Genomic DNA, 26,272 nt, shown 5'->3' on the forward strand with positions numbered 1-26,272 from the left:
CCCCATTCCCCGATCCCTGAGTCAATTTACCAGCTGGCGCCGATCACCAGCACCACCAGCAACGGGCACACCAGCCGCACATACCAGGGCCAGATGCGCCAGAACAGACTGCCGGCCAGCGCCGGTGTGCCCTTCACCAGTTCATCAAACAGTTTGGCCCGGCCCCACATCCAGCCTCCCAGCACACAGAAGCCCAGGCCCACCAGGGGCTGAATATTCTGGGTGGACAGCCGGATCACAAAGCCGAACAGGGTGCCGAAATTCAGGCAGATCACCACGCTGAACAGCGCCAGCGCGCCCCCCAGCAACCAGGTCATCAGCGGCCGCGGTGCCTGAAAGCGCTCGGTGGCGTAGGATACCGGCACTTCCAGCATGGAAATGGACGAGGTCAGGGCGGCGATGCCCATCAGCACGAAAAACACCAGTGCCATCACCAGGCCCACCGGACCCATGGTGTCGAACAGCGCCGGAAGCACCTGGAACACCAGGGTGTCACTGCTCAGCAGGCTGCCGTCGTCGGCATAAATGGTCACGCCGTTATGCATGGCCACGAACATGGCCGGCAATATCACCAGGCCCGCCAGAAAGGCCACGCCGGTGTCGATCAGGGTGACCTGAAAGGCGGTGGCGGGAATGCTTTCCTGCCGGCTCAGGTAGGAGCCGTACATCAGCATGGAGCAGCCGCCGATGGTAAGCGAGAAAAACGCCTGGCCCATGGCGCTGATCAGCAGCTGGCCGTCCATTACCTTGCTGAAGTCGGGGATCAGGTAATGGCGCAGCCCTTCCACGGCGCCGTTCTGGGTGAGAATGTAGCCAAACAGCAGAATAAACAGTACAAACAGCGCCGGCATCAGCCGGGCCGACCAGCGCTCAATGCCGCGGCGCACCCCGGCCTGCACCACCAGAATGGTGAGCAGGTAAAACACCAGGGTCCAGACGATGTTGCGGCCCAGGCCAAAGGCTTCCAGCCAGTCGGTGGCCGCCTGCCAGCCCAGCATGCGGGTAACGCTGGCGGCGAGAAAGGCCAGCAGCCAGCCGGCCACAATGGCGTAAAACGACAGCACCAGGCTGGGCACTAGCATGCCGGCATAGCCCACCAGCGATGCCAGTGCCTTTTGCAGCGGGCTTTTACCCAGCCTGCGCACCGAGTCCACCGGGTTGGCCTGACCGTGGCGGCCAATGGCCACCTCCATTACCAGCATGGGAAAGGCCAGCACCAGCACCAGGTAGGCCACCAGAAAGGCACCGCCGCCGTTGCTGGCGGCCTGGGTGGGAAAACCCCAGATATTGCCCAGCCCCACCGCCGCTCCCGCGGCCGCCATGATAAACCCGAAGCGGGAAGCGAAATGTTCTCTCACTCTGTATTCCTTGAATTTAATGCAGTGAATGATCAGGCCGGGGAGCCATCCTGATGAGGCCAGGCGTTGATCACCGCCTTGACCAGGGTGGCCAGGGGAATGGCGAAAAACACCCCCCAAAAGCCCCAGAAGCCGCCAAACACCAGCACCGCCACAATGATGGCGATGGGGTGCAGGTTGACCGCTTCGGAGAACAGCACCGGCACCAGCACGTTGCCGTCCAGCGCCTGAATGATGCCGTAGGCCACCATCAGGTAGAAAAACGGCGGGGTAAAGCCCCACTGAAACAGCCCCACCATGGCCACCGGCACGGTGGCGGCGGCGGCGCCGATATAGGGAATAAGCACCGAAAAACCCACCAGCACCGCCAGCAACAGGGCGTAGTTGAGGCCCAGCAGGGCAAAGGTGACATAGCTGACCCCGCCCACGATCAGAATTTCAATGACCTTGCCGCGCACATAGTTGGCGATCTGCACGTTCATCTCGTGCCACACCCGGGAAATCAGTTCGCGGTTTTCCGGCAGAAAGCGGCTCATGCTGTGCAACAGCGCCGGTTTGTCCTTGAGCATGAAGAACACCAGCACCGACACCAGGATCAGGTACACCAGCAGCACTGCCACATTGGTCAGCGAGCTGATGGACACGCTGAGAATGGCATCGGCCGAGCCCAGCAGGCGGCCGCGCACATCGTTGAGCAGGCTTTGCACCAGGGTCACGTCCACCAGCTCGGGGTACTGCTCGGGCAGGGTCAGCAGCACTTCCTGGGCGCGGTTGATCATGGTGGGCACTTCCCGGGCCAGATTGGCACTCTGACTCAGAATGGACGGCACCAGGCTCACCAGCGACACCACCAGCACCACCGCAAACACCAGCAGCACCACCCCCGCCGCCGGCCCTCTGCCCAGCCCCAGCCGGCGCAGCCGGCCCACGGGCCACTCCAGCAGGTAGGCAATGACCACGGCGGCAAAAAACGGCGCCAGTATGCGCCCCATGAAATACACCACCACAAAGCCGAACAACAACAGCAAAAACAGCACGACCGCGCCCGGATCGGAGAAGCGCTGCCGGTACCAGTGCCTGAGAATATCCAACATGCGAAGTGTCCTTATGGGTGTTTGGTAACGATGAGTTCGAGCCGGTGCGCCTGTTGCGCTACCACCTCAACCCCCTGCCCGATACGCTCGAGGTAGGCGGGAATGTCCCGGCGGGAACCCGCATCGGCCAGCACCAGCCTGAGCCGCTGCCCGTCCTCGGCCGACCTCAGCCACAGCTTGAGCTCCAGCAGCGGCTGCGGGCAGCGCAGGCGGCTTGCATCCAGCTGGTCCATGGCGCGGCTCCTGAAAAAAGAAAGCATTATCCCCCGCCTGCGGCCCGCAAACAATGCTTGTGAGGCCCGATTCGGGCGGTTATGCTGCCTGCCTTGCACCGGCAAAAGGTTTATCTATGAGGTTACGCTCCGCGCCCCTGATACTGGCACTTTCCCTGCTCTCCGCCCTGCCCGCCCGGGGCGACAACCGCCTGCCCGACATCGGCACCGCCGGGGTCAGTGCCATGTCGGTGGAGCGTGAGGTACGCTTTGGCGAGGCCTTCAGCCGCTTTGCCCGGGCCAACCAGCCGGTGGTGGACGATCCGGTGCTTAACGAATACATCACCGATCTGGGGCTGCGGTTGCTGTCCCAGGCCGACTCGGTGCGCTTTCCGTTTCGCTTTCTGCTGATCCGCGACGACAGCATCAACGCCAGCGCCTTTCTCGGTGGTGTGGTGCAGCTGCACACCGGCCTGTTCCTGTATGCGGAAAACGAAAGCGAGCTGGCCTCGGTCATGGCCCACGAAATCACCCACGTGACCCAGCGCCATATCGCCCGCTATCTGGAGTCCCAGTCGCGCAGCACGCCCCTGACCATTGCCGGTCTGGTGGGCTCGGTGGCGCTGGCGGTGGTCAACCCCCAGGCAGGCATGGCCGCGCTGCAGACCACCCTGGGACTGCGTATGCAGTCGGCCATCAACTATACCCGCGACAACGAATTCGAGGCCGACCGGCTGGGCCTTCGCCTGCTGCATAACGCCGGCTTCGATCCCAACGCCATGGCCAGTTTCTTTCAGAAGCTGTCCGACAAGTATCAGTTTGCCAGCACCCCGCCGCAGATGCTGCTGACCCATCCCCTGCCCGCCAGCCGCATTGCCGAAGCCCGCACCCGAGCGGCGGAATACCGGGTGCCGCCGCTGGCGCCGTCACTGAACTTTCAGCTGGCCAAGGCGCGCATCATGGTGCGGCTGCAACAGGCCGGTACCCAGGAGCTGCACAAGTACTTTGAACAAGAAGTGGCCGGCAAGGGGAGCTGGCTGCCCGACGCCGCCCGCTACGGCCAGGCCCTCGGGCTGATGGCCATCAACCGGCCCGAGGCGGCCCGGCCGCTGCTGGAGCAGGTGGCCAGAACCCACGGCGATAACCTGTTTGTGCTCGACGCCCTCACCGATCTCGATAACGCCGAAGGCCGCCACGATGCCGCCATCAGGCGCCTGGAGCAGGCCCGGAAGCGCCTGCCCGACAACCGGGTGGTGGTGGTCAACCTGGCTGATACCCTGCTGCAGGCCGGCCGCCATCAGGACGCCGCCTCCCTGCTCGACGGCTATGCCCGCCGCCACGGCGACAATGCCCTGGCCTGGGAGCTGCTTGCCCAGGCGCTGCGCCCCCTGGGCGACGAGTCGGCGTTTCGCCAGGCTCAGGCCGAGCTGGCCGCCCTGGAGGGTCGCTTTGAGGTGGCGGTACAGCAGATGGAGCTGGCCGCCACCCTGTCACAGAATGCCATGCAGCGGGCCCGCCTCGGCGCCCGGCTGGAGCAGCTGCGCCAGCAACAGCAGGAATGGGAAGCGCTGAGGAACTGAGAGCCGCCCCGGGAATGGGGAATGCTACGGATTAACCATTCCCTGGTCCCTGGTCCCCCAATAACTATCCCGCCAGCGGGCAATGTCCTCGGCCCTGAGTTCCCCCTGGTGGCGCTCGGCCAGCCGGCCGTCGGGATCGAGCACAAAGGTGGTGGGCAGCACCCTGGGCAGCTCAAAGGGCCAGGGCCCGGCCAGGCCGGCCACCACCGGCACCTTGATCGCCAGCCGCTGTTGCAGCGCCTGCAATGCCTGGGCCGGCATGGCATCAAAGCTCACCGCCAGCACCGCCGGCCCGGCGGCCTCGCCCAGCTCGTTCAGCAGCGGCAGCTCGCGCAGGCAGGGCGCACACCATTCGGCAAAATAGTTCACCACCAGCCATTCGCCCCGGTAGTCGGCCAGTTGCCGCTGCTCGCCGTTGGCCAGGGTCAGGGTGGCCGCTTCCCGGCACCCCGTCAGCACCAGCAGCGCCGTCAAAAACCAGACCTGAAGTTTGCCCATTCCGGCTCCCCTTCTATACAATGCCCGCAGTCACGCCACAGGAGTGAATAATGAGTCTGTTTATCTACCACAATCCCCGCTGCTCCAAAAGCCGGGAAACCCTGACCCTGCTGCAACAGCGGGGCCTTGAACCCGAGATTATCAAATATCTGGACACCCCCCCTGACGCAGAACAACTCAGGGTGTTGCTGGCTCAGCTGGGCATGAGCTCGGCCCGGCAACTGATGCGCACCAAGGAAGAAGAATACAAAACCCTGGGGCTGGCGGGGGTCACCGACGAGGACGCCCTGATTGCCGCCATGGTGGCCAATCCCAAACTGATCGAACGCCCCATCGTGGTGTGCAACGGCAAGGCCGCCCTGGGCCGCCCGCCCGAGCAGGTACTGGACATTCTGGCATGACCACCGCACTCGCCCGCAAACTGGCGCTCACCGGCTACCTGGGGCTGATCGCCTGGGTCGCCCTGTGGCACGGCGTACTGTCGCCGCACCCGGAGCTGGGTGCCGGCTTTATGCTGCTGATGTGGCTGCCCTGGCTGTTTATTCCCATGCCGGGCATGCTCAGGGGCAACCCCTACACCCACGCCTGGGCGGTGTTTCTGATCATGCCCTATTTTCTGCACTCCCTCACCCTGCTGTGGGTGGATGAAGGAGAGCGCTGGCTGGCACTTGTAGAACTGCTGTTCGCCACCACCATGTTTGTGGGCAGCACTTACTATGCCAAACTGCGCGGTCGCGAACTGGGCCTGAGTATTCGCAAGAAGAAAAAGGATTAACGGCCTGGGAATGGGGAATAGGGAATAGGGAATAGGGAATAGGGTGTGTGGCCGCCGCTTCAGCTGGCGGAACCTGCGCAGCAGGTCATATCAATATGGCCGCTTAATCTAACGGCCTGCTTCGCAGGCCCTGCCGACTAAAATGGCAGCTACAAAAGTCCATCTTGCCTGCAGGCTCGGTCGTTTAACTTACAGCTGAAAGCTTATGGCTTACGGCTTACGGCTTACGGCTGTCAGTTAAAGCCCCAGTATTTCCCGGGTAAAGGGCAGGCTCAGCTTGCGCCGGGCCTGAAACGAGGCATTGTCGAGCAGGTCCAGCGCCGCCAGCAGGGTGCTCATGTCCCGGGACAGGCGGCTCAGCAGCAACCGGCCGACATCGGTCGGCAGCTTGAAGCCGCGCAGCTCGGCCCTGAGTTGCAGGGCGCTGAGCTTGCCTTCGTCATCCAGGGTTTTCAGCTGATAGGCCACTCCCCAGTCCAGCCGCGAAGCCAGATCCGGCAAACTCAGCCCCAGGTTGCGCGACGGCGCCGAGGCGCTGATCACCAAAGACCCTGCGCCCCGCTCCCGCCGGCGATTAAAGAAATTGAACACCGCCCGCTCCCATTCCTCCACGCCGGCAATGGCGTCCAGGTTATCGAGGCAGACCAGAGGCAACAGCTCCATGCCGTCCAGCAGCCGGGGCGACATGCGCCGGTGGGCGTGCAACGGCAGACAGGTGGCCGCCTCACCGCCGGCATTGACCTCGGCGCAGGTGGCGTGCAACAGGTGGGAACGGCCCGAGCCGGGCTGGCCCCAGAGATAGATGACGTCGTCGCCCTGTCCGAGGGCGGCGTTCTTGAGGGCGGTGATCAGCTGGGCATTGTCGCCCGGATAAAAACTGGCGAAGGTCTCATCATCGGGCAGCTGCACCGCCAGTGCCAGCTGCGCCGGTTGCTGCTCGTCATCGCCGTCCCGGTTCACCGGTCCGCCTCCGCCAGGCGGTAACGCCGTTCCCCCAGGGGCGCCAGGCCGGCGCCGCTCAGTGCCGGTGTGGCCGCCGGGCTTGCCAGCGTCAGCCGAAAACGGCCCTGATCGCCGGCGCTGTCGAGCAGAGCCACCCCTTTGACACCATCCAGGCCGTTCAGTCGCTGCTCCAGCCGCACCATGTCGGTAAACTGCTTCAGGCCACTGACCACTATGGTCAGCTCGCCCGGGGCATCGGCCCCCACGCTCAGCGCCTCGGCCGGCGCACTGTTCCCCGGCAAGGGCGCCCGCCGCGTTTCCTGGTGAGCGACCCAGTAGCCATTGACCGCCGCCAGCAGTTCAGCCGGCGAGCCGGCGTCGCCCTGAGCAAGCGCCTGCTCGCTGTTCACGCCAAACAGGCGCCAGTGCAGCCGCTCGCCCTGGCGCTGCACCGCCAGCCAGGTGTCGGCGCCGTAACGACGACTGGCCTGCGCCAGCCCCTTGCCTTCCAGCAGGCGGTGTTTGTCCAGTTGCATGTGCTCCTGCAGATCCCACAGTGGCCATAGCAGGGGAATGCCGTAATCACCGGAGGCCCGGCGCCAGCGGGTGTCGGCGCCGTCCAGAGCCCGCTCGCCGTTCACCTGCCACACCAGCAGGGACGGACGCTCACCGGCCCAGACGTGCAGCCCGGCGCTGCTCAGCAGGGGCAACAATTCGGCCTGATTGAACCGCACCCGGTAGCCCCCCCGACTGTGCTCCTCGGCACGGTAGCGGGGCCAGTTCTCCAGCATTTCGTCGCGCACCCAGGACGCCCTGGCCGGTTCGCCGGCCAGACGCGCCAGCAGCAGATCCACCGCCTGCGCCCGGGCCTGGGCCCGGCTGTAGGGGGCAGGGTCAAGTTGTACCTCGAACACCGAGGCAACCGCCCCCCCGGCGAACCCCAGCAGCATCAGCGACAGCAACAATTGTTTCAGCATGACAGGGCCATTGTCGAAAATCGGGCGCTCATGATAACCACTGAACCGGACTCACGCCAGAATCAATGGGGCCGCTCTTTGGGCAGCACAAGATTGAGCAGTATGCCGACAATGCCGCACAGGCTGATGCCCTGCAGGCTGAAGTCGCCAATGCCAAAGGCCATGCCGCCAATGCCGAACACCAGGATCACCGCCACAATGCACAGGTTGCGGGCCTGGGACAGGTCCACCTGATGCTTGATCAGGCTGTTGAGGCCCACGGTGGCGATGGAGCCGAACAGCAGGATCATGATGCCGCCCATCACCGGCACCGGAATGCTCAGCATCAGGGCACCGAACTTGCCCACAAAGGCCAGGGCAATGGCAAAGCCGGCGGCCCAGGTCATGATCACCGGGTTGAAGTTCTTGGTCAGCATCACGGCGCCGGTCACCTCGGAATAGGTGGTGTTGGGCGGCCCCCCGAACAGCGAGGCGGCACCGGTGGCCAGGCCGTCGCCCAGCAGGGTGCGGTGCAGGCCGGGCTTTTTCAGGTAGTCCTTGCCGGTAACCGAGCCGATGGCCAGCACATCACCAATGTGCTCAATGGCCGGAGCGATGGCCACCGGAATCATGAACAGCACCGCCTGCCAGTTCCATTCCGGCGCCACAAAGTGAGGCATGGAGAACCAGGGAGCTTCCCGCACCGGGGTGAAGTCCACCACGCCCATGGCCAGGGCCATGCCGTAACCCACGGCAATGCCGGCGGTAATGGGCACCAGCCGGAACACGCCCCTGGCCAGGGTGGACACCAGCAAAGTGGTAATGAGCGACGCCAGCGACAACCACAGCGCGGTGTCGTGCGCCACCAGCACGGCGCTGCCGTCGCCGCTCTTGCCGATGGCCATGTTCACCGCCATGGGCGCCAGCCCCAGGCCAATCACCATGATCACCGGCCCCACCACCACCGGCGGCAGCAGCCGGGTCAGCAGCGCGGTGCCGCGCCAGCGTACCAGCTGGCTGAGCAGCACATACATCAGGCCGGCCGCCATCAGGCCGCTCATGGTGGCGGGAATGCCCCAGGTCTGCACGCCGTAGAGAATGGGCGCGATAAAGGCAAAGGAAGATGCCAGAAAAATGGGCACCTGACGTTTGGTGCACACCTGGAACACCAGGGTGCCGATACCGGCAGTAAACAGCGCCACGTTCGGATCCAGGCCGGTGATCAGCGGCATCAGCACCAGGGCGCCAAAGGCCACAAACAGCATCTGGGAGCCGGCCAGGGCCTGGCGCAGGGGAGTGTTCACCACCGGCTGGCCGGGTGCCAGCGACTGGGTGCGTTCAGCGGAATTCATTGACTGCAAACCTCAAACAAACGGAAAAAAACCGGCCTGCGCCGGTTTTGACATTACTTGGTACCAAAAATCTTGTCGCCGGCATCGCCCAGGCCGGGAATGATGTAGCCGCGCTCATCGAGCCGCTCATCCACCGAAGCGCAATACAGCTCCACGTCCGGGTGGGCCGCTTCCAGCGCCTTGATGCCTTCGGGGGCGGCCACCAGCACGATCACCTTGAAATTGCTGCAGCCGTGCTGCTTCAGCAGATCGATGGTGGCGATCATGGAGCCACCGGTGGCCAGCATGGGATCCACGATCAGCGCCAGACGCTCGTCGATGTGGCTCACCAGCTTGTTGAAGTAGGACACCGGTTGCAGGGTTTCCTCGTCCCGGTATACCCCCACCACACTCACCCGGGCGCTGGGCATGTGCTCGAGCACACCGTCCATCATGCCCAGACCGGCGCGCAGAATGGGCACCACCGTGACCTTCTTGCCCTTGAGCTGGTCCACCTCGGTGGGGCCGGTCCAGCCGTCGATGGTGGTTTTCTCGGTTTCAAAATCGGCAGTGGCTTCGTAGGTCAGCAGGCTGCCGACTTCCTTTGCCAGTTCACGAAAGCGTTTGGTACTGATGTCGGCTTCCCGCATCAGACCCAGCTTGTGTTTTACCAAAGGGTGCTTCACCTCAACGACTTTCATCGACAACTCTCCCGACGCACTGAATAACGGACACAAAAAACCGCGGAACTCTAGCATAAAATAGCGCCCGGCGGCAGACTTTCAGCAGCAATTTTAGCAAACGGAAACCCGGGCCGGCATCCGTAACGGCCCGGGCGCCGTTAATGGATTCACCCGGCACCTCACGCCGCGCTGCCAGTGGCACTGACCCACGCATTAAATTAGAATAGCCGCCGAAACACTTACCCGGGCCGGCCACGGTGCCAGAGAGCGCCGAACGGGCTCAACACCAATGACAAGGTAACAACACGTGACGCAGAACAAACCCCTGAGCTACAAAGACGCCGGTGTCGACATCGACGCCGGCAACGCCCTGGTTGAACGCATCAAGGGCGTCAGCCGCCGCACTCAGCGCCCGGAAGTCATGGGCGGTCTCGGGGGCTTTGGCGCCCTGTGCCAGCTGCCCACCGGTTACAAGGAGCCGGTGCTGGTGGCCGGCACCGACGGGGTGGGCACCAAGCTGCGCCTGGCCATTGATCTTCAGCGTCATCAGGGCGTGGGCATCGATCTGGTGGCCATGTGCGTCAACGACCTGATCGTGCAGGGCGCCGAGCCGCTGTTCTTTCTCGACTACTACGCTACCGGCAAACTCGATGTCGACACCGCCGCCGATGTGGTCACCGGCATTGGTGAAGGCTGCGAGCTGAGCGGCTGCGCCCTGATCGGTGGCGAGACCGCGGAAATGCCCGGCATGTACGAAGCCGGCGACTACGATCTGGCAGGATTTTGTGTGGGCGTGGTTGAGAAAAGCGGCATTATCGACGGCACCAAGGTGGCCGCCGGCGACGCCCTGATCGCCCTGGGCTCCAGCGGCCCGCACTCCAACGGCTATTCCCTGATCCGCAAGATCCTGGAAGTGAGCGGTGCCGACCTGAACCAGCCCCTGGGCAGCGCAACCCTGGCCGACGCCCTGATGGCCCCCACCCGCATCTATGTGAAGCCGGTGCTGGAGCTCATCAAGCAGTTCGATATTCACGCCCTCAGCCACATCACCGGCGGTGGCTTCTGGGAAAACATTCCCCGCGTGCTGCCCGAGAGCGCCAAGGCGGTGATCGACGGCGCCAGCTGGCAATGGCCCGAGGTGTTCACCTGGCTGCAGCAGGCCGGCAATGTGGAAACCCATGAAATGTACCGCACCTTCAACTGCGGCGTGGGCATGATCATCGCCCTGCCCGCCGACCAGGCCGACGCCGCCGTCAAGTTCATGCAGGACGCCGGTGAAAACGCCTGGGTCATCGGTCGCATCGAGCAGGCCGCCGACGGCGCCGAGCAGGTCGAGATCAAATGACACGCATTGTGGTGCTGATCTCCGGCAACGGCAGCAACCTGCAGACCCTGCTGGATCAGGCGGCCAACGGCCGCCTGGGCGGCGAAGTGGTGGCGGTGATCAGCAACAAGGCCGACGCCTACGGCTTGGAGCGGGCGCGGCTGGCCGGTGTGGCCACCGAAGTACTGCCGGGCCGGGATTTTGCCGACCGGGAAAACTATGACGCCGCCCTGATGACCCTCGTCGACGGCTACCGGCCGGATCTGGTGGTGCTGGCGGGCTTTATGCGCATTCTCACCCCCGGCTTCGTGCGCCACTATGAAGGACGAATGCTCAATATTCATCCTTCCCTGCTGCCGAAATATCAAGGCCTGAACACCCACCAGCGCGCCATCGACGCCGGCGACGACGAGCACGGTTGCAGCGTGCACTTTGTCACCGAGGAGCTGGATGGCGGCCCGGTGATTTTGCAGGCCCGAGTGCCGGTGTTTGCCGACGATGACGCCGCCGCCGTGGCGGCCCGGGTGCAGGTGCAGGAGCACGCCATCTACCCGCTGGCGGTGCGCTGGTTCTGTGACGGCCGGCTGGCCATGAAGGGCGGCCAGGCCTGGCTCGACGGTGAGCCCCTGCCCCCCGAAGGTCACGCCGGCGAGTAAGCCAACATTGGTTGAGCGTAAAAAAGAATGCTTCGGCATTCTTTTTTTATTCTGAATGACCTAGAACACATTTAAATCAATGACTTACATGTTCGGTTCTTGCCGACTGTCAGACCTCATTGTCTGACTGTAAGCGGAGGTTTTCCCTCCACTTATTTATGAGAAGGTTATGATCTTTTAAATGCAGGGGCTTCGGTGTTTTTATGAGTTATATGCCTTTCACAGAAATTTATTGCTTTACCCCTACACTTTAAATCATGCTTCTGTTCACCATCCTTTCTTATCGTGTCTATAATCCCTTGATAGCAACAGTCTTTTGATTTCTCTACATCTGTAACCGTCACTTGGCACTCTGCATCTTCAATTTTCAATCTCAGTATTGCATCAAACTTCCCTCCATTTATTGTAGTAAGGATGATTGCTTTTTCTGTCTCATAGTCAGATGCTTGCAAGATGCTTTTATTCATTTTCATTCCCTCCAGTTTTTTATGAGTCATATATGTCTAGGTCAGCTCCTAGTTTCTTGCAAGTCCAGATGATAGCTACTACTTTTGGTATGGATGATGAGAGGAGTGGATATGTATAAATGGATTTTTTTAGGTGGGGCAGCGTTTCTCGCTTATAAAATGACTTCAAATGAGCCCCCTGACTACAGTAAACCTCATGAGTATATTCATGTTAAAGGGTATGATTCCTCCGGAGATCCCCTTGAAGGGAATGATCACAATTACTTTGGGGTTGGTCTAATTAATCTTGATAATAACTATTACTCAGTAGGTTCTAGAGAGTGCTCCCAAGCCATATCAAAAATAACACAAGATGAAGTTGACAGATCAATAGATGCTTTTAATTACCACCTTGATACACAGGGTGATTATAACGATAAAAGAGTTCATCTCGTAGTCGCTCAGTGTTTCGCTTATTTGGGTAGGGATGAAGAATGTGAAAGGCGGGTGCGAGAAATGGTGGAATCTGGTGATAAAAAAATGATGATTTATGCGCTGGCAAGTATAGGCAAGTGTAGAGTTAATGAAGAAGTTGGTGAGCCTAAGCTTTTTCGACATTCAATGAGGTAGTTTTTTAGACGCAAGGAAAGTTTATGATTCCTTCGGTGGCAATAATAAATTTTTAATGTAAGGGAATATCATGAATCACTTGTTAGGCACTATGTTATCAATGGTTTTTTTAGTCCAGAGTTCAAGTGCAATGGAAGTGGAGTGGACCTATAAAGACTGGAAAGTCACCCGACACGATAATAGCCAAATGATCAGTTACTCATCACATGGCGATGTGGTTTGGGGAAGAGAGTTTGGTTTTTCCAAACACAAGGGCGATTGTGACAACGATACATTATTGATGTACTGGTCCAGTGAAAACAGTAAAATTTCTACTCTTAAAGGAAGAGAGCTTCCCATGTTATTCCAGGTTGATAATACGCGTTTCGGACTTAATGCACCGCTAGTGAGCACAGCAGAACTTACACCCAATACCCTGATCATGATCCTCAGTTACATCAAGGCAACCCCTACATTAGTTGAGTTGCTGAGTAAGGGGCAGAATATTGATGTAAGTGTTCTCTATCCTGATGTGTTTACCCAAGAAAACGACATTACCAGGGACAGTTTCAGCCTCAACGGCTTTACCGCTTCCCGACTGAAAGCACAGGAGTATTGCCAGCAACTTTAAACATAACAGAACAGTTGCATTAGCAAATAATCTTTCTGGCTGAACTTTAGCTTTTGATACTTTTTTTAAAATACTAGAACTCATAATCATTCTGCTGAAAAGTACCGCCGTGCACAGTTTAAATTCTGCGACAGTACAATTAAAATCAATTTCAAATTACATTAGTTCTAATTCAACCTGATGTTCACACCCTCAAGGTGTGCACCAGATCAAATCAGAACTAACAAAAGAAAAGTGAGATTAAAAACATTAATTAATAGCAAGATATTGGCACTATAAGAAAACTTGGCTTATTAAGTGAGTTTTTTATAGCATCACTCATAACTCCACACCTTATAACTTCATATAGCTTATTATTGTAAGTTATTTCTTTTAGGTTAATGTTTGCATCTTCCTTAAATACGGCCAAGTAGTAGGGGTAGGTTGCTAGGCCATATAAAAGTATATCATCTTTTCCTTCTCCCCTTTGCATTATCTTAAACAAAGAGAACTCACCATATGGAACTAGTTCGCCTTTGTCATTTACATTAACACCATTTAAAATAAAAACCTCTAAATCAGGGTTTGTAATATTAAGTTTACCTCTAAGCATTTTAGCTTGAGCTGTGTTTTTTGTTTTTTCTTCATAGTGTCGCTGGATGGATACTTCAGTACATTCCTGAGAATTTTGGGGGTAGAAGGTAGTGCAAAGCATTGGATGTGCTATCCATGACCCATCAACCATTGAAAAATCAACACGCTCATTATTATTTTGAGATGTGCAAGCCGTCAAAAAAAGCAGTAATAAAATAGCGCGCCCTCTCACATTACCTCCTTGAACTTCGTTTTTTAGCATATTCAATTATTAAAAAACCTCAATATATCCTGAGCGTCAATTAACATAATTCAAGTGTAGTGTAGAATAGAATGCTTAAGCATTCTTTTTTATGGCTTTCTTTCTGCTTCAAGATTCCGGCTCAAGGCCGGAATGACACACATTGATACCGTTGTGCCGGCACTGAATTAAGTTCAACATGACAGCCCCAGCACCTTTCAGCGAACGGCACCGCCCGGTAACAAAATGCCGGGCAACGTCGTAAACCTTACTCCCCTTTCCCAGGCAACAACAGCATGGCGTTAATGCCGGTGCTGCTGGACCCTGCCAGTGCCGGGCTGTCGGCCCGCGCCAGCAACAGGCAGGCCCGGTCGGTGGCGGCGGTCAACCAGGCGGCCAGCGACCAGTGGCGCAGGGGCAACACCGCCTTGCTCAGCCCCTGATTGGCCAGTACCGGCGCCCGCGCCTCCATGTGCGCCGCCGGCACCAGCACCCACAGCGGCCAGCCGCCCCGGCCGGCCAGGGCCTGGCCCTGCTCCAGCAGCTCGCTGTCGTTCTCCTCATCCAGCGCCACCAGCAGCTGATTCAGCGGACGAAAGCGGGCTCCCAGCAACAGCAGGGGCCGGCGCAGTCCGTCCAGCCAGGCCGGCAGCGGCTCGCCCTCCATCAGCATCATGACCGCCAGTTCATCGCTGCCGGCCGCGCTCAGCAGTTGCTCGCGCCGGCCTCTGGTCACTTCCCGGCTCCATTCCAGCTTCCGCTGACGGGTCAGGACCGCCAGCCGCTGCTCGGCACGCTCCCGGCGCCGGCGCAGTTGCCGGGCCAGTTGCTCGCTGCTGAGCGGCCGAATACGCCCGGTCAGCAGGCTGACTTCACGGCTGCAGGGCAGCTCGCCGCAGCGCAGCAGGGCTTCGTTTTCCACAAACACGGTGCGCAGGCTCGCTCCCTGGCCGGCGGCCAGCTCCACCACCGCTTCCAGTTGCTCCAGCTCACCACCGCCGAGCTCCAGATACCAGACCAGACGCTGCATCATGCGTTGTTCTCCTCGTCACCGCCGGTGTCATCGTCGTGGCGGTGCAGCCGGCGCTGTACCTCGGCCAGCCGCGTCAGGCGCTGCCGCACCCGGCGGTTGACTTGCTCCACCTCCATGCCGGTGAGCAGCGCCAGCGCCTCGTCGAGCACCGACACCGCATACACGTAAAACCGGCCTTCGGCCACCGCCTGGCGTACCTCCCGGTTCAGCATCAGGTTGTCGGTATTGGCGGCGGGAATGATCACCCCCTGCCCGGGCGCCAGCCCCCGGGCATGGCACAGCTCGAAAAAGCCCTCGATCTTTTCATTGACCCCGCCGATGGGCTGCACCCGGCCAAACTGGTTGATGGAGCCGGTCACCGCCAGCGCCTGGTTAAGGGGCACTTCCCCGATGGCGGAGATCAGGGCGCAACACTCGGCGATCGAGGCGCTGTCGCCTTCAATCATGCCGTAGGACTGTTCGAAAGCCAGACTGGCCGATACCGCCATGGGTCCTTCGGCGGCATAACGCTGGCTGAGAAAGCGGGACAGGATCAGCATGGCCTTGGCGTGCACGGCACCGCTGAGCTTGACCTCGCGTTCGATGTCGAGCACCGAGCCGGTGCCCAGCCGGGCAGTGGCGGTAATGCGTGCCGGCTGGCCAAAACGGTAGTTGCCCAGATCCAGCACCGTCAGGCCGTTGACCTGCCCCACCACACTGCCTGTGGTGTCGATCAGCTTGCTGCCGCGCAGTATCGACTCTTCCATGCGCCTGTGTATGCGCGCCGCCCGCCGCCGGCCGGCACTCAGCGCCCGCTCCACCGCATCACCGTCGATATGGGGCTGGCTTTTGCTCTCGGTAAGGTAGTTGGCTTCCTGCAGCACGTCGGTCAGCTCCTCGGTCAGTGCCGACAGCCGCTGCTGATCATCCGCCAGCCGGCCGGCATATTCGATCATCCGGGCCACACCGCAGCGGGTAAGCGGACGCAAATCCTGCTGGCGGGCCAGCCAGCCGATAAAACGGGCGTAGCGCTGCAGGTTTTCGTTGGTCACTTCAATGTCGTCGTTGTAGTCCGCCTGCACCTTGAACAGCTTGCCAAAGTCCGGATCATGGGCCGCCAGCAGGTAGTACAGCCTTCGATCACCGATCAGGATCACCTTCAGCTCCAGGGCTACCGGCTCGGGCTCCAGGCTGACGGTACTGGCCAGGCTGTAAAAACGCTCGAGGGATTCGATGCGGATCTCCTCGGCATAGAGCGCCCGCTTGAGCACCTCCCACACCATGGGCTGCTGCAGCAGGCGCTGCACATCGAGGATCAGGTAGCCGCCATTGGCCTTGTGCAGGGCGCCGGCGCGGATCAGGGTAAAATCGGTGACCAGTGCGCCCTGCTCCACATGGTGCTCCACCCGACCCAGCAACCGGGCCAGGTTGGGCCAGTCTTCGTACACCACCGGCGCGCCTTTGGTGTCGGCGTTGTCCACCAGCAGGTTGAGCCGGTAACGGGTAAGCAGCTGGGCCGGCAACTCGCCTTCGCGCATGTGGGCCAGCAGCAGGTTAACGTTGCCGGACAGGTCCTGCTGAATGGCTTCCAGATGATGAATGGCCGGCTCGCAGCCGGCGTATTCGGCACGCAGCTCGTCGATCAGGTTGCCGCCGGCGAACATCACCATTTCCTCGTTCAGCCACTGAATGTGCTGCTGGGTTTCCCGCTTCCACAGGGGAAACTGCTGCAGCACCTCCTGCAGCCGTTTTTCCACCCGTTCAATGGCCCGCTCCATGGCGGTTCGCTCCGCCTCGGGCAACTGCCGGAAGTGCCGGGCATCGAGCACCTCGCCGTCCTTTTTCGGGGCCAGGGTAAAGCCGGTGGGGGTGCTGAGCAGCGCCACGCCTTCGGCCTCGGCCAGGGCCTTGATCTCGCTCATGGCCGCGGTCTGACGCTCCGCCAGCTGCTGGTTCAGCTCGTCCAGCCGGTTATGGTATTCCTCGGTTTCAAATATGGCCGGAATGGACAGCAGCAATTCTTCCACCAGCTTGTCGAGGCTGGCACGCAGGCGCCGGCCCACCCCCGGCGGCAGCACCAACAGCTCGGGCCGTATCGCTTCCTCAAAGCCATGCACATAACACAAGTCCGCCGGCACCGGCTCGCTTTCGGCGCGGCCGCTGAGAAAGCGCCGGATCAGGGTATGCCGGTTGCAGGTTTCCGGCGCCATCATGTAGATGTTAAAGCCCTGGCGGCGAATGCCGGTGCCGAACGACAGGGCTTCCAGCAGCAGCTCCTGGCCCACCAGGGCGCCGCTGTCGGTGAGTTCGTCGGTGGTGGTAAAGGTAAACAGGGCTTCATCGCAGGTGCGATAAAGCCGCTGGGGTTCAAGGGGGAAAACAGCGGTCATGGCCAGCCTCGTGCAGACAGTCTGCACAAAGCTTAGCCAATAAGCCTCAGGGCGTGGGGCCGTTGCTCGCCACCCGCTCTCCCAGCCAGAACAGGTTGTATTCGCCGGGCTGCATCTTGTGCCACTGCTCGTTGTTGGTGAGCGGCTGAGTGGCAATCACGGTGACGATGTCGTTGGGGGTGGTTTCCTGCTGAAAGTCGATCTCCACGTCTTCGTCGATGAGCCGGGCCGGGCCAAAGGGAGCACGCCGGGTGATCCAGTGCAGGTTGTTGCTGCAGTAGGTCATCAGGTATTCGCCGTCGGTGAGCAGCATGTTGAACACCCCCAGCCCGCGCAGCTGATCGCACAGGGTGGCCACATAGCGGAACATGGCCGCCATGTTGCCGGGCTTGCGCGGATATTTTCGTTCCAGCTCGTGCAATATCCAGCAAAAGGCCAGTTCGCTGTCGGTGTCCCCCACCGGCTTGTGACGGCCGGTCTTCAGTTTTTTGTAACCGCTGAGCTGGCCGTTGTGGGCAAAGGTCCAGTAGCGGCCCCACTGCTCCCGGGTAAAGGGATGGGTGTTTTCCAGGGCGATGCCGCCCCGGTTGGCCTGGCGAATATGACTGACCACGGCGCAGCTCTTGATGGGGTATTCCTGCACCAGCTGGGCAATGCGCGACTGGCTGGACGGCTGCGGATCCTTGAAGGTACGCAGGCCCTTGCCTTCGTAGAAGACAATGCCCCAGCCGTCCTTGTGGGGGCCGGTGCGCCCGCCCCGCTGCATCAGGCCGGTAAAGCTGAAACAGATGTCGGTGGGCACATTGGCGCTCATCCCTAGCAGTTCACACATGCGGCTTACTCTTGCTCCATTTCCTTTTCGACCAGCTGGATCAGAATGTGAATGATCTTGATGTGCACTTCCTGAATGCGATCGGCGTAACCAAAGTGCGGCACGCGAATTTCCACATCCGCCAGCCCCGCCATCTTGCCGCCGTCCTTGCCGGTAAGGGCAATGGTCCGAATGCCCCTGGCCCTGGCCACTTCAATGGCCTTGAGGATATTGGCCGAGTTGCCGCTGGTGGACAGGCCGAGCAATACGTCCCCTTCCCGGCCCACCGCCTCCAGATAGCGGGAGAACACGAATTCGTAGCCAAAATCGTTGGACACGCAGGACAGATGGCTGGGATCGGAAATGGCAATGGCCGGATAGCCGGGGCGGTTTTCCCGGTAGCGGCCGGTCAGCTCCTCGGCAAAGTGCATGGCGTCGCAATGAGAGCCACCGTTGCCGCAAGACAGCACCTTGCCGCCGGCCTTGAAGCTGTCGGCCAGCAGTCTGGCAGCCCGCTCAATGGCGGCAATGTTGGCGTCATCGGCCAGAAAGCGGCTCAGCACCTCGGCGGCTTCGTTCAGCTCGCTGCGGATCAGATTCTGATACATGTAATGGCCTCTTGCTTGCGGTAAAGGGGCATTTTGGCACAAGTGCTGCAAAGCGAAAAGCCGAAGGAGTCCGGCGGCGGCCCTCGGGTTAATTCAGCCGCACCTGCTCAATGTATTCGGGCAGGTCCGAGGGTCGCCGACCGGCAATAAATTCATAAAAGACATCAATCTGCTGCCGGCACCGGGTGTTGGCGGGCCAGACCAGGTAATAGCCGTCACCGGTGGCCACCGCCGTATTAAAGGGCAGCGCCAGCAACGCGCTGTTAACGGCGTCCAGACTTAACAGCAGGTCACCCACCGAGACGCCGTGACCGCTGATGGCCGCCAGACTGCCCTGCTCCAGGGTGTCGAACACCTTGCCGCTGAGCAGCTCAACCTGCTCGCTGCGGCCGGTGGCGGCAAGCCAGCGCTGCCAGTCGCGCCGGTCCGGTGAAGGATGGATCAGCTCGCACTCGGCCAGATTTTGCCTGGCCTGCTGCACCAGTGCCGGTGCACACACAGGAATCAGCCACTCATCAAACAAGGGCTGGCTTTGCGTGCCCGGGCCGAACTGGCCATTACCCAGCAAAATGGCACAGTCAAAGGCTTCCCGGCTGAAATCCACCTCGTCCACATCCATCCAGACACTGCTGATCTGCACTTTCGGGGTGTGATGACGTTGCTGAAACTCACTCAGTACATTCAACAGCCAGCGCATGGTCAGGGTGGAGGGGGCCTTCAGCCGCAGCTCATGCTGCTGGCGACGAAACCCGTGGCAGGCGGTTTCCAGCAACTGAAAGCCCTCGCCCAGCTGGCCGGCCAGCACTTTTCCGGCACTGGTAATGTCCACTCTGGGGCCCTTGCGCACAAACAGCTCACAGCCGAACCAGTCTTCCAGGGTGCGGATATGCCGGCTTACCGCGCCAGGCGTCACATGCAGACTGGCAGCGGCCTTGCTGAAAGAGCCAAAACGGGCGGCGGCCTCAAAGGCGCGTAGTGCATACAGCGGCGGCAGTGACACGGCGGGCTCCATATTGAGTTTAGCTCACATTAAATGGCAGCTTTATCCGCTTTTCAAGCACGGGCGCCGCCCCAACAATGCAGGCACCTTTTTATTGTGCCGAGTCATTACCATGAACCTTACCCTGCTGCTGGCCTACATCGGGGCCGTGCTGTTACTGCTTTTAACCCCCGGCCCGGTGGTGGCCCTGATCACCGGCACCGCCGCCCGCCATGGCGCTCGCCGGGCCTTTGTCACCGTGCTGGGGACCAATGCCGCCTCCCTGGTGCTGATGGCGCTGGCTGTTCTGATGCTGGCCGGCCTGCTCACTCTGCCGGAGCCACGGCTATACGGGCTGGCGCTGGCGGGCTCTGCCTACCTCGGTGTGAGTGCCTGGCAGGATCTGCGGGACAGCCCGGCCAGCGCCGCGGCTGACGCCACCGGCGGTGGTGTGGCCAGAGGATTCTGGACCGGAATCTCCAACCCCAAGGATCTGTTGTTCTTTGTGGCGTTTTTTCCCCAGTTCATCAGCATTACTCAAAATACAAGCGTCAGCTTGCTGATCCTGTCCGGCCTGTGGGTGCTGTTCGATCTGCTGGTGCTGTCGTTATATATCTGGGTTATCGGCCGCTGGATGACGGGCAAACAGGGCAAGCGGGTTGGCCGGCTCTCGGCCTGGCTGCTGTTGCTGATGGGCATGGCCGGTGTGCTTTATAACGGCGTTCGGTGGCTGGATTTGTTTTCGTGACAGTGGTCACACCCGGCTTTTTCAGTACAATGTTGCCAAGCTTTTAATACAAATTACTTACAGGTCTGGCACATGGACGCAAAAAACCGCATTGCGGCACTTATCGAACACCTGCAACAGGGCCTGCTGGAGCGGGAAACACCGGCCCGGCTGGCCCTGCTGGCGGCCCTTTCCGGCGAGCACCTGCTGCTGCTGGGCCCGCCCGGCACCGCCAAGAGCGAGCTGTCGCGCCGGCTGCACACCCTGATGGCCGACGGCAGCTATTTTGAGCGGCTGCTGACCCGCTTCTCGGTGCCGGAAGAGCTGTTTGGCCCCCTGTCCATCAAGGCGCTGGAGCAGGACCGCTACCTGCGCCAGACCAAAGGCTACCTGCCCGAGGCGTCCATCGCCTTTATCGATGAAATCTTCAAGGCCAACAGCGCCATTCTCAACAGCCTGCTCACCCTGCTCAACGAGCGCCAGTTCGACAACGGCAACGAACGCCTGCCGGTGCCGCTGGTGTCGGTGATCGCCGCCAGCAACGAGCTGCCGGAAGGGGCCGAGCTCAACGCCCTGTACGATCGCTTTCTGCTGCGTTACCAGGTGGCCCCGGTGGGCGACGACGCCTTTACCGGCCTGCTTACCCTGAACCACGACTATCAGGCCCCGGCGGCCGAGCTGAAGTTAACCGGCACCGAGCTGGCCGCGCTGCGCCAAAAAGCCGGGCAGCTGCCGCTGTCGCCGGCGCTGATCCGCCTGCTGCACAGCCTGCGCCGTTTTCTGGCGGAGCAGGAAATTCCGGTGTCGGACCGGCGCTGGCGCAAGGTGGTCAAGCTGCTCAAGGTGTCGGCCTGCTGCAATGGCCAGCCACAGGCCGACCTGCTCGACGCCTGGCTGTTGCCCCACTGTCTGTGGCAGCAACCGGAGCAGCAGGGCCGGCTGGCCGACTGGCTGCACGAGCACATTGCCGCCGATCCGGGCTTCAGCCCGCAGCTGGTGAGCGAGCTGGTGGACAGCTGGCAGGAACGGCTGGATCAGGACGCCGATCCGGTGCTGCCGTCCCTCAACGAGCAGGGCTATCAGCTTTATCTCGACGAGCAGGGCCAGCCGGTCACCGAGGCCAGGGGCCAGCGCCACAAACGCAACGAATCCGGCCAGCTGCTCTATCGCCAGCCCCGGCTGCCCGACTCGGTATTTACCGAGCAGGAAATTCAAAATCTCGGCGGCAACCTGGATCAATACCAGCCGCTGATGGAAAGCTATCAGCGCCCCAGCGCCCTGCAGCCCAGGGCCTGGCCCGCCAGCCATGTGGCCTCGCGCCTGCGCCAGCTGGATGAACGCATCGACGAGCTGGCCCACTACCTTGCATGGCTGGAAACCCAGCAGCAAGACCTGGACCAGCGGCTTCGCCAGCACCTGTGGCTGAGCCCGGCGCTGGGCGAGCGTGCCCGCACCCAGCTGGAGCAGCAACAGGCCGCCCTCAGCCGCCAGCATGAGCGGTTGCTGGCACTGCGCCAGGCCTTTGCCGAACTGCCGGTTGAAGACTGACATGGCCCCCGCACAACCCACTGGCCTGGCGCCCTTAAGCGAACTGCCCGAGAGCCTGTTCAGCCTGGTGGTCACCCACCCCCTGGGCAGTCTGCTGCCCCGGGCCAGCCGGGTGCTGGCCATGCTGAGCGAGCTCGACAAGGGCCGGCTGCCGGCCCCCGGCGACTGGCTGAGCACCAGCACGGAGCGACGCATTCGCCAGCTGCTGGTGCGCGCCAGTGCGCTGGAATACTGCAGGGAAACCCCGGACGTGGCCCGGGCCATCGTGCAGGACATATTGCTGGTGCTGGAGCAGGTGGAGCTGGCCTGGCCGGCCACCGCCGGCCTGCTGGTGCAACAGGGCATCACACCCGAGCGGGCCGAGCGCCGCGCCCGGGCCCGGCACACGCGCAAAGCCCTCGCCAAACTGGCGGAGCAGTGGCAGCAGCGCATCAGCCTGTGGCAGGCGCTGGATGACGTGGCCGAGGAGTTCGGCATCGCACCGGCCATCGGCACCGACAAGGACAACGGCACTCTGCGCGACCGTGCCTGGTTTGATCTGCTGCGCCTGGCCCGCTGGGTGGCGGACATTCGCCAGTTACAGAAGCTGCTCAAGCTCATGGGCCAGCAGCGGCCGGATCCGGAGCAAAGCGCCACCCTGAGCCAGCTGCAGCAGATGATGAGCCCCCGCGACAACGGCCCCCGGGAGCGGCGGTTGCCGGGCATTCCCATGGAAACCCAGGGCATTACCCGCTCCGATAACCTGTCACGCATGCTGGCGCTGGAAGCGGCATTGCTCGGGCACCCGTCCCTGCACATGCTGTGGCACGCCCGCCGGGCCGAGCAGAGCCTGCTCAGCTACGCCGTGGCCGGGGTCATGCCCATCGATGCCGGCAACGACTGGCCCCTGCCCCGGGCCGGCAAGGGCGAAGGAGACGGCAAGGGCACGCAGCTGGGCCCCATTATTCTGTGCCTGGACACCTCCGCCTCCATGCACGGCCTGGCCGAGCAGGTGTCCAAGGCCATGGTGCTGGAAGCCCTGCGTATGGCCAAACAGCAGCAAAGGGGCTGTCTGGTGTATCTGTTTGGCGGTGCCGGTGAATTGCTGGTGCTCGACAATCACACCCTGACCCTGCCCGAGCTGCTCGACATGCTGCGCGGCTCCTTCAGCGGCGGCACCGATGTGAGCACGCCGCTCAATGCCGCCCTCACCCGGCTGCAACAGCAGGAATGGCGCCAGGCCGACATTCTGCTGGTAAGCGATGGCGAGTTTGAAGTGTCCAGAGAGCTGCAAGCCCAGGTGGAGCACGGCAAGGAGGCCCTGGGTGTGCGTCTGTTTGGCCTGCAGCTGGGCTACGCCACCGCCCTGCACGCCATGCGCAAGGTGTGTGATCCTGTGCACCTGTTCAGCGACTGGCGCAGCCTGGAGCAGGCGGCCAGGGCCTGACCGAACTTTGAATATGCTCGCACAAGTGTTTTATTGGATGACATTAACCAAAGCGTGTCGGCATAACGCAGCTGCTTCGCATGGCGATTGTTGGTGTGTTTAGCTTCTCACCATTACCAGCCGGGGTTCGCCGGGGCCGAAGTAGTCTGTTTCACGGCCGGCTTCAATAAAGCCCAGGCTCTGGTAAAGATGCAGGGCCGGGTTGTCGGGCGATACCGTCAGTTTAATGCGCGCGCAACCCTGACCTTCCAGCGCGGAAACCGCCGCCTGCAGCAGTTGCCGGCCCAACCCTTGCCCCCGCGCCGCCGGTGCCACCGCCAGCGACAAAATCCAGCCCTCGTTTCGCGCTTCGCCCCGGCCCGCCAGTACATAACCCAGCGGCTCGCTCTCGCCTTCGGCCACCAATAGCGAGCCCGGCCACAGATCCCAGGCCTGGCGCAGAAAAAAGTCCGGGTAGCCGTGCTCCCCAAAGGCGGCGCACTCCAGGCCATGGACCGCTGCCAGATCGGCCCCGGTTGCGGTTCTTATTTTCATCGGTTGTTCCTGTTCCTTACATTGCGGGCAACATGGTAAGCGCATCAAAGGCCTGTTGCACAGGCCCTGCCAGCTAAAGCGGCAGCTACAACAAAGCCACCCGGCTTTCCCTCACTCGGACTGTATAAATAATAACCACCCGGCTAAGCTTCAGAGTGTGAACAAAAAGGAGGCAGCATGAGTGGGCGAACAGGCTGGTGGGCATGGTGGCTGCTGTTGGTCAGTGTCATGGTGCCGGCCCAGGAGCGTTACTGGCAGCTCGACATCAAGGGCGCCATCGGCCCCGGCATTTCCGACTATCTGGTAAGCGAGCTGAACCAGGCCCAGAACGAGCGCCCGGCCCTGGTGCTGCTGACCATGGACACCCCCGGCGGCCTTTACAGCGCCACCCGCGATATCATTACCGCCATGCTGGAATCGAGCGTGCCCGTGGTGGTGTATGTCTCCCCCGGCGGGGCCCGGGCCGCCTCCGCCGGCACCTATATTATCTACGCCAGCCATGTGGCCGCCATGGCCCCGGGCACCCACCTGGGCGCCGCCACCCCGGTGCAGATGATGCCCACCGGCACGCCCCCGCCCGGCGAGCCGGCCAAGGACGAACAGGACGGCGAAGCCTCTCCTTCACCGGCTGGCAGCGCCATGGAGCGCAAGTCCCTCAACGACGCCATCGCCTATCTGCGCAGCCTGGCCCAGCTACGGGGCCGCAATGTGGAGTGGGCCGAGCAGGCGGTGCGCGACGCCGCCACCCTCACCGCCACCGAGGCACTGGAACACAACGTGATTGAACTGCTGGCCAGTGATATTCCCGATCTGTTGCGGCAACTGGACGGCCGCGAAATCACCCTTAAAAACGGCACCCTCACCCTCTCCACCGCCGGGCTCACGGCCGAGCAACGCCAGCCCGACTGGCGCCAGCAGTTCATTATTACCATCAGCAACCCCAATATCGCCTATCTGCTGATGCTGGTGGGCGTCTATGGCCTGCTGCTGGAGTTTTACAGCCCGGGGTTTGGTGTGTCCGGGGTGATCGGCGCTATCTGCCTGTTGCTGGCCATGCTGTCGCTGCAGATGCTGCCGTTCAATACCGCGGGGCTGGGGCTGCTGGCCCTGGGGCTGGCGCTGATGGTGGCGGAAGGGCTGTCGCCCAGTTTTGGCATTCTCGGCGGCGGCGGCCTGGTGGCCTTTGTGCTCGGCTCGGTACTGCTGTTCGACACCCCCGACCAGGCCTTTCGCGTGGCCTGGCCCTTTATCGCCGCCTTTACGGTATTTTCCCTCACCCTGATCCTGGTGGTGGTACGCATGCTGGTAAAACAGCGCCGGGCGGCACCGGTGTCGGGAGCCGAGGCGATGATCGGCGAGCGCGGCGTGGCACTCACCCCACTCAGCCCCTCCGGCGCCGTGCTGGTGCAGGGGGAACGCTGGCAGGCGCTCAGTCCAACCCCGGTGGCGGCACAGAGCCCTGTGGTGGTGGTGGCGGTAAAGGATCTGGTACTTGAAGTGGAACCGGTAAAGGAGACACAGGCATGATCATCGACCTACTTTATTTTCAGCTGCTGATCGTCATTCTGGTGGTGATGCTGTTTGCCAGCATGTTCCGCATTCTGCGGGAATACGAGCGCGGGGTGGTGTTTCTGCTGGGCCGCTTTTACAAGGTCAAGGGGCCCGGCTTTATTATTCTGATCCCCCTGGTGCAGCAGATGGTGCGGGTGGATCTGCGTATCGTCACCATGGACGTGCCGTCCCAGGATCTGATCTCCAAAGACAACGTCACCGTACGGGTGAACGCTGTGCTGTATTTTCGCGTGCTGGATCCGCAAAAGGCGATCATCAATGTGGAGAACTACCTGGAAGCCACCAGCCAGCTGGCCCAGACCACCATGCGCTCGGTGCTCGGCCAGCACGAGCTGGACGAGATCCTCTCGGCCCGGGACACCCTGAATGCGGATCTGCAGCGCATTCTGGATCAGAGCACCGACGGCTGGGGCATCAAGGTAACGGCGGTAGAGATCAAGCACGTGGATCTCGACGAGTCCATGATCCGCGCCATCGCCCGCCAGGCCGAGGCAGAGCGCTCCCGCCGGGCCAAGGTGATCCACGCCACCGGTGAGCTGGAAGCGTCAAAACAACTGCGGGAAGCGGCCCATGTGCTGGCCCAGCAGCCGGAAGCCATTCAGTTGCGCTACCTGCAGACCCTCACCGAGATCAGCAGTGACAACAGCAAGATAGTGGTGTTTCCCCTGCCCATGGAGCTGGGCAAAATCCTGCGAAACATGGGCACGGAAGCGCCACCGGAAGATCCCGATGCGCCCACCGAGATCACCTGATCAA

28 protein-coding genes are annotated in these 26,272 nt (G+C 61.3%); 12 read left to right on the forward strand and 16 right to left on the reverse strand.

Features of this window, described 5'->3' with window-relative positions:
• Positions 1 to 26: 26 nt before the first annotated feature.
• The 3 genes from PU634_RS11125 to PU634_RS11135 are packed head-to-tail and all read right to left on the reverse strand — an operon-like array spanning position 27 to position 2,685.
• The gene (locus PU634_RS11125; protein WP_306760865.1) at positions 27 to 1,358 is read right to left on the reverse strand and encodes a sodium-dependent transporter; all 1,332 of its coding nucleotides are present in this window, start codon (positions 1,356 to 1,358) and stop codon (positions 27 to 29) included.
• Between the two features lie 32 nt (positions 1,359 to 1,390).
• Entirely contained in the window at positions 1,391 to 2,452 is a 1,062-nt protein-coding gene (locus PU634_RS11130; protein ID WP_306760867.1) for an AI-2E family transporter, read from the reverse strand.
• 11 nt (positions 2,453 to 2,463) lie between these two features.
• Positions 2,464 to 2,685 carry a sulfurtransferase TusA family protein gene (locus tag PU634_RS11135; RefSeq protein ID WP_306760869.1) on the reverse strand — a complete coding sequence of 74 codons (222 nt, stop codon included), beginning with the start codon at positions 2,683 to 2,685 and terminating at the stop codon, positions 2,464 to 2,466.
• A 116-nt stretch (positions 2,686 to 2,801) separates the two neighbouring features.
• On the opposite strand from PU634_RS11135, the gene bepA reads away from it, so the two are divergent.
• Entirely contained in the window at positions 2,802 to 4,244 is a 1,443-nt protein-coding gene (bepA, locus tag PU634_RS11140; RefSeq protein WP_306760872.1) for a beta-barrel assembly-enhancing protease, read from the forward strand.
• Between the two features lie 24 nt (positions 4,245 to 4,268).
• Here bepA and PU634_RS11145 read toward each other — a convergent pair whose 3' ends face one another.
• Positions 4,269 to 4,742, reverse strand: coding sequence for a TlpA family protein disulfide reductase (locus PU634_RS11145; protein WP_306760873.1), 474 nt, complete (start codon positions 4,740 to 4,742; stop codon positions 4,269 to 4,271).
• Between the two features lie 50 nt (positions 4,743 to 4,792).
• Between PU634_RS11145 and arsC the strand changes: the two genes are divergently transcribed.
• Together arsC and PU634_RS11155 are read left to right on the forward strand one after the other, a co-directional pair.
• A complete protein-coding gene (gene arsC / locus PU634_RS11150) occupies positions 4,793 to 5,143 on the forward strand; it encodes an arsenate reductase (glutaredoxin) (protein ID WP_306760874.1) in 351 nt (116 codons plus the stop codon).
• Positions 5,140 to 5,517 carry a DUF2069 domain-containing protein gene (locus tag PU634_RS11155; protein WP_306760875.1) on the forward strand — a complete coding sequence of 126 codons (378 nt, stop codon included), beginning with the start codon at positions 5,140 to 5,142 and terminating at the stop codon, positions 5,515 to 5,517. Before arsC ends, PU634_RS11155 begins: the two co-directional genes overlap by 4 nt.
• 237 nt (positions 5,518 to 5,754) lie before the next feature.
• Here the strand turns inward: PU634_RS11155 and hda are convergent, their stop codons facing one another.
• From hda to upp, 4 genes are all read right to left on the reverse strand, one after another.
• Positions 5,755 to 6,477 (reverse strand): DnaA inactivator Hda, encoded by a 723-nt coding sequence (hda, locus tag PU634_RS11160; protein ID WP_306760876.1) that lies wholly within the window; start codon positions 6,475 to 6,477, stop codon positions 5,755 to 5,757.
• Positions 6,474 to 7,436, reverse strand: coding sequence for a DUF2066 domain-containing protein (locus PU634_RS11165; protein WP_306760877.1), 963 nt, complete (start codon positions 7,434 to 7,436; stop codon positions 6,474 to 6,476). Before PU634_RS11165 ends, hda begins: the two co-directional genes overlap by 4 nt.
• Positions 7,437 to 7,498: 62 nt before the next feature.
• Positions 7,499 to 8,767 carry a uracil-xanthine permease family protein gene (locus tag PU634_RS11170; RefSeq protein WP_306760878.1) on the reverse strand — a complete coding sequence of 423 codons (1,269 nt, stop codon included), beginning with the start codon at positions 8,765 to 8,767 and terminating at the stop codon, positions 7,499 to 7,501.
• Positions 8,768 to 8,820: 53 nt separating this feature from the next.
• Entirely contained in the window at positions 8,821 to 9,447 is a 627-nt protein-coding gene (gene upp, locus PU634_RS11175) for a uracil phosphoribosyltransferase (RefSeq protein WP_306760880.1), read from the reverse strand.
• Positions 9,448 to 9,736: 289 nt separating this feature from the next.
• Here upp and purM point away from each other — a divergent pair, with 289 nt between their 5' ends.
• Both purM and purN read left to right on the forward strand, forming a co-directional pair.
• Positions 9,737 to 10,774 (forward strand): phosphoribosylformylglycinamidine cyclo-ligase, encoded by a 1,038-nt coding sequence (purM, locus tag PU634_RS11180; protein ID WP_306760881.1) that lies wholly within the window; start codon positions 9,737 to 9,739, stop codon positions 10,772 to 10,774.
• The gene (purN, locus tag PU634_RS11185; protein ID WP_306760882.1) at positions 10,771 to 11,409 is read left to right on the forward strand and encodes a phosphoribosylglycinamide formyltransferase; all 639 of its coding nucleotides are present in this window, start codon (positions 10,771 to 10,773) and stop codon (positions 11,407 to 11,409) included. Before purM ends, purN begins: the two co-directional genes overlap by 4 nt.
• Before the next feature lie 167 nt (positions 11,410 to 11,576).
• Here purN and PU634_RS11190 read toward each other — a convergent pair whose 3' ends face one another.
• Positions 11,577 to 11,876 (reverse strand): hypothetical protein, encoded by a 300-nt coding sequence (locus PU634_RS11190; protein ID WP_306760884.1) that lies wholly within the window; start codon positions 11,874 to 11,876, stop codon positions 11,577 to 11,579.
• 111 nt (positions 11,877 to 11,987) lie between these two features.
• On the opposite strand from PU634_RS11190, the gene PU634_RS11195 reads away from it, so the two are divergent.
• A complete protein-coding gene (locus PU634_RS11195) occupies positions 11,988 to 12,485 on the forward strand; it encodes a hypothetical protein (protein WP_306760885.1) in 498 nt (165 codons plus the stop codon).
• A gap of 70 nt (positions 12,486 to 12,555) precedes the next feature.
• Positions 12,556 to 13,095 (forward strand): hypothetical protein, encoded by a 540-nt coding sequence (locus PU634_RS11200; protein WP_306760886.1) that lies wholly within the window; start codon positions 12,556 to 12,558, stop codon positions 13,093 to 13,095.
• 253 nt (positions 13,096 to 13,348) lie between these two features.
• On the opposite strand, the gene PU634_RS11205 is transcribed toward PU634_RS11200, so the two are convergent.
• The 6 genes from PU634_RS11205 to PU634_RS11230 all read right to left on the reverse strand — a co-directional run bounded on the left by PU634_RS11205 (position 13,349) and on the right by PU634_RS11230 (position 19,730).
• On the reverse strand, positions 13,349 to 13,900 hold the full coding sequence (locus tag PU634_RS11205) for a hypothetical protein (protein WP_306760887.1): 552 nt from the start codon (positions 13,898 to 13,900) through the stop codon (positions 13,349 to 13,351).
• Between the two features lie 277 nt (positions 13,901 to 14,177).
• Positions 14,178 to 14,942, reverse strand: a complete 765-nt coding sequence (locus tag PU634_RS11210) for an adenine nucleotide alpha hydrolase family protein (RefSeq protein WP_306760889.1) — start codon at positions 14,940 to 14,942, stop codon at positions 14,178 to 14,180.
• A complete protein-coding gene (locus PU634_RS11215) occupies positions 14,939 to 17,311 on the reverse strand; it encodes a Lon protease family protein (protein WP_306760890.1) in 2,373 nt (790 codons plus the stop codon). Before PU634_RS11215 ends, PU634_RS11210 begins: the two co-directional genes overlap by 4 nt.
• A 46-nt stretch (positions 17,312 to 17,357) precedes the next feature.
• Positions 17,358 to 18,143: a class II glutamine amidotransferase gene (locus tag PU634_RS11220; RefSeq protein WP_306760891.1), complete on the reverse strand. Its 786-nt coding sequence runs from the start codon at positions 18,141 to 18,143 to the stop codon at positions 17,358 to 17,360.
• A 5-nt stretch (positions 18,144 to 18,148) separates the two neighbouring features.
• Complete coding sequence (lpcA, locus tag PU634_RS11225) at positions 18,149 to 18,730, reverse strand: D-sedoheptulose 7-phosphate isomerase (RefSeq protein ID WP_306760892.1); 582 nt, start codon at positions 18,728 to 18,730, stop codon at positions 18,149 to 18,151.
• An 88-nt stretch (positions 18,731 to 18,818) separates the two neighbouring features.
• Positions 18,819 to 19,730: a LysR substrate-binding domain-containing protein gene (locus PU634_RS11230; protein ID WP_306760893.1), complete on the reverse strand. Its 912-nt coding sequence runs from the start codon at positions 19,728 to 19,730 to the stop codon at positions 18,819 to 18,821.
• Positions 19,731 to 19,842: 112 nt separating this feature from the next.
• Here PU634_RS11230 and PU634_RS11235 point away from each other — a divergent pair, with 112 nt between their 5' ends.
• The 3 genes from PU634_RS11235 to PU634_RS11245 all read left to right on the forward strand — a co-directional run bounded on the left by PU634_RS11235 (position 19,843) and on the right by PU634_RS11245 (position 23,410).
• Complete coding sequence (locus PU634_RS11235; RefSeq protein ID WP_306760895.1) at positions 19,843 to 20,457, forward strand: LysE family translocator; 615 nt, start codon at positions 19,843 to 19,845, stop codon at positions 20,455 to 20,457.
• Positions 20,458 to 20,529: 72 nt separating this feature from the next.
• Positions 20,530 to 21,984 (forward strand): AAA family ATPase, encoded by a 1,455-nt coding sequence (locus PU634_RS11240; RefSeq protein ID WP_306760896.1) that lies wholly within the window; start codon positions 20,530 to 20,532, stop codon positions 21,982 to 21,984.
• A 1-nt stretch (position 21,985) separates the two neighbouring features.
• On the forward strand, positions 21,986 to 23,410 hold the full coding sequence (locus PU634_RS11245) for a vWA domain-containing protein (protein WP_306760897.1): 1,425 nt from the start codon (positions 21,986 to 21,988) through the stop codon (positions 23,408 to 23,410).
• 99 nt (positions 23,411 to 23,509) lie between these two features.
• On the opposite strand, the gene PU634_RS11250 is transcribed toward PU634_RS11245, so the two are convergent.
• Complete coding sequence (locus PU634_RS11250) at positions 23,510 to 23,944, reverse strand: GNAT family N-acetyltransferase (RefSeq protein ID WP_306760898.1); 435 nt, start codon at positions 23,942 to 23,944, stop codon at positions 23,510 to 23,512.
• A gap of 177 nt (positions 23,945 to 24,121) precedes the next feature.
• Between PU634_RS11250 and PU634_RS11255 the strand changes: the two genes are divergently transcribed.
• Positions 24,122 to 25,471: an NfeD family protein gene (locus PU634_RS11255; protein ID WP_306760899.1), complete on the forward strand. Its 1,350-nt coding sequence runs from the start codon at positions 24,122 to 24,124 to the stop codon at positions 25,469 to 25,471.
• The gene (locus tag PU634_RS11260) at positions 25,468 to 26,268 is read left to right on the forward strand and encodes a slipin family protein (RefSeq protein ID WP_306760900.1); all 801 of its coding nucleotides are present in this window, start codon (positions 25,468 to 25,470) and stop codon (positions 26,266 to 26,268) included. The genes PU634_RS11255 and PU634_RS11260 overlap by 4 nt, the downstream gene beginning before the upstream one ends.
• Positions 26,269 to 26,272: the final 4 nt, after the last annotated feature.

The organism is Oceanimonas pelagia (genome assembly GCF_030849025.1).
In the GTDB taxonomy this organism is placed as follows: Bacteria; Pseudomonadota; Gammaproteobacteria; order Enterobacterales; family Aeromonadaceae; genus Oceanimonas; species Oceanimonas pelagia.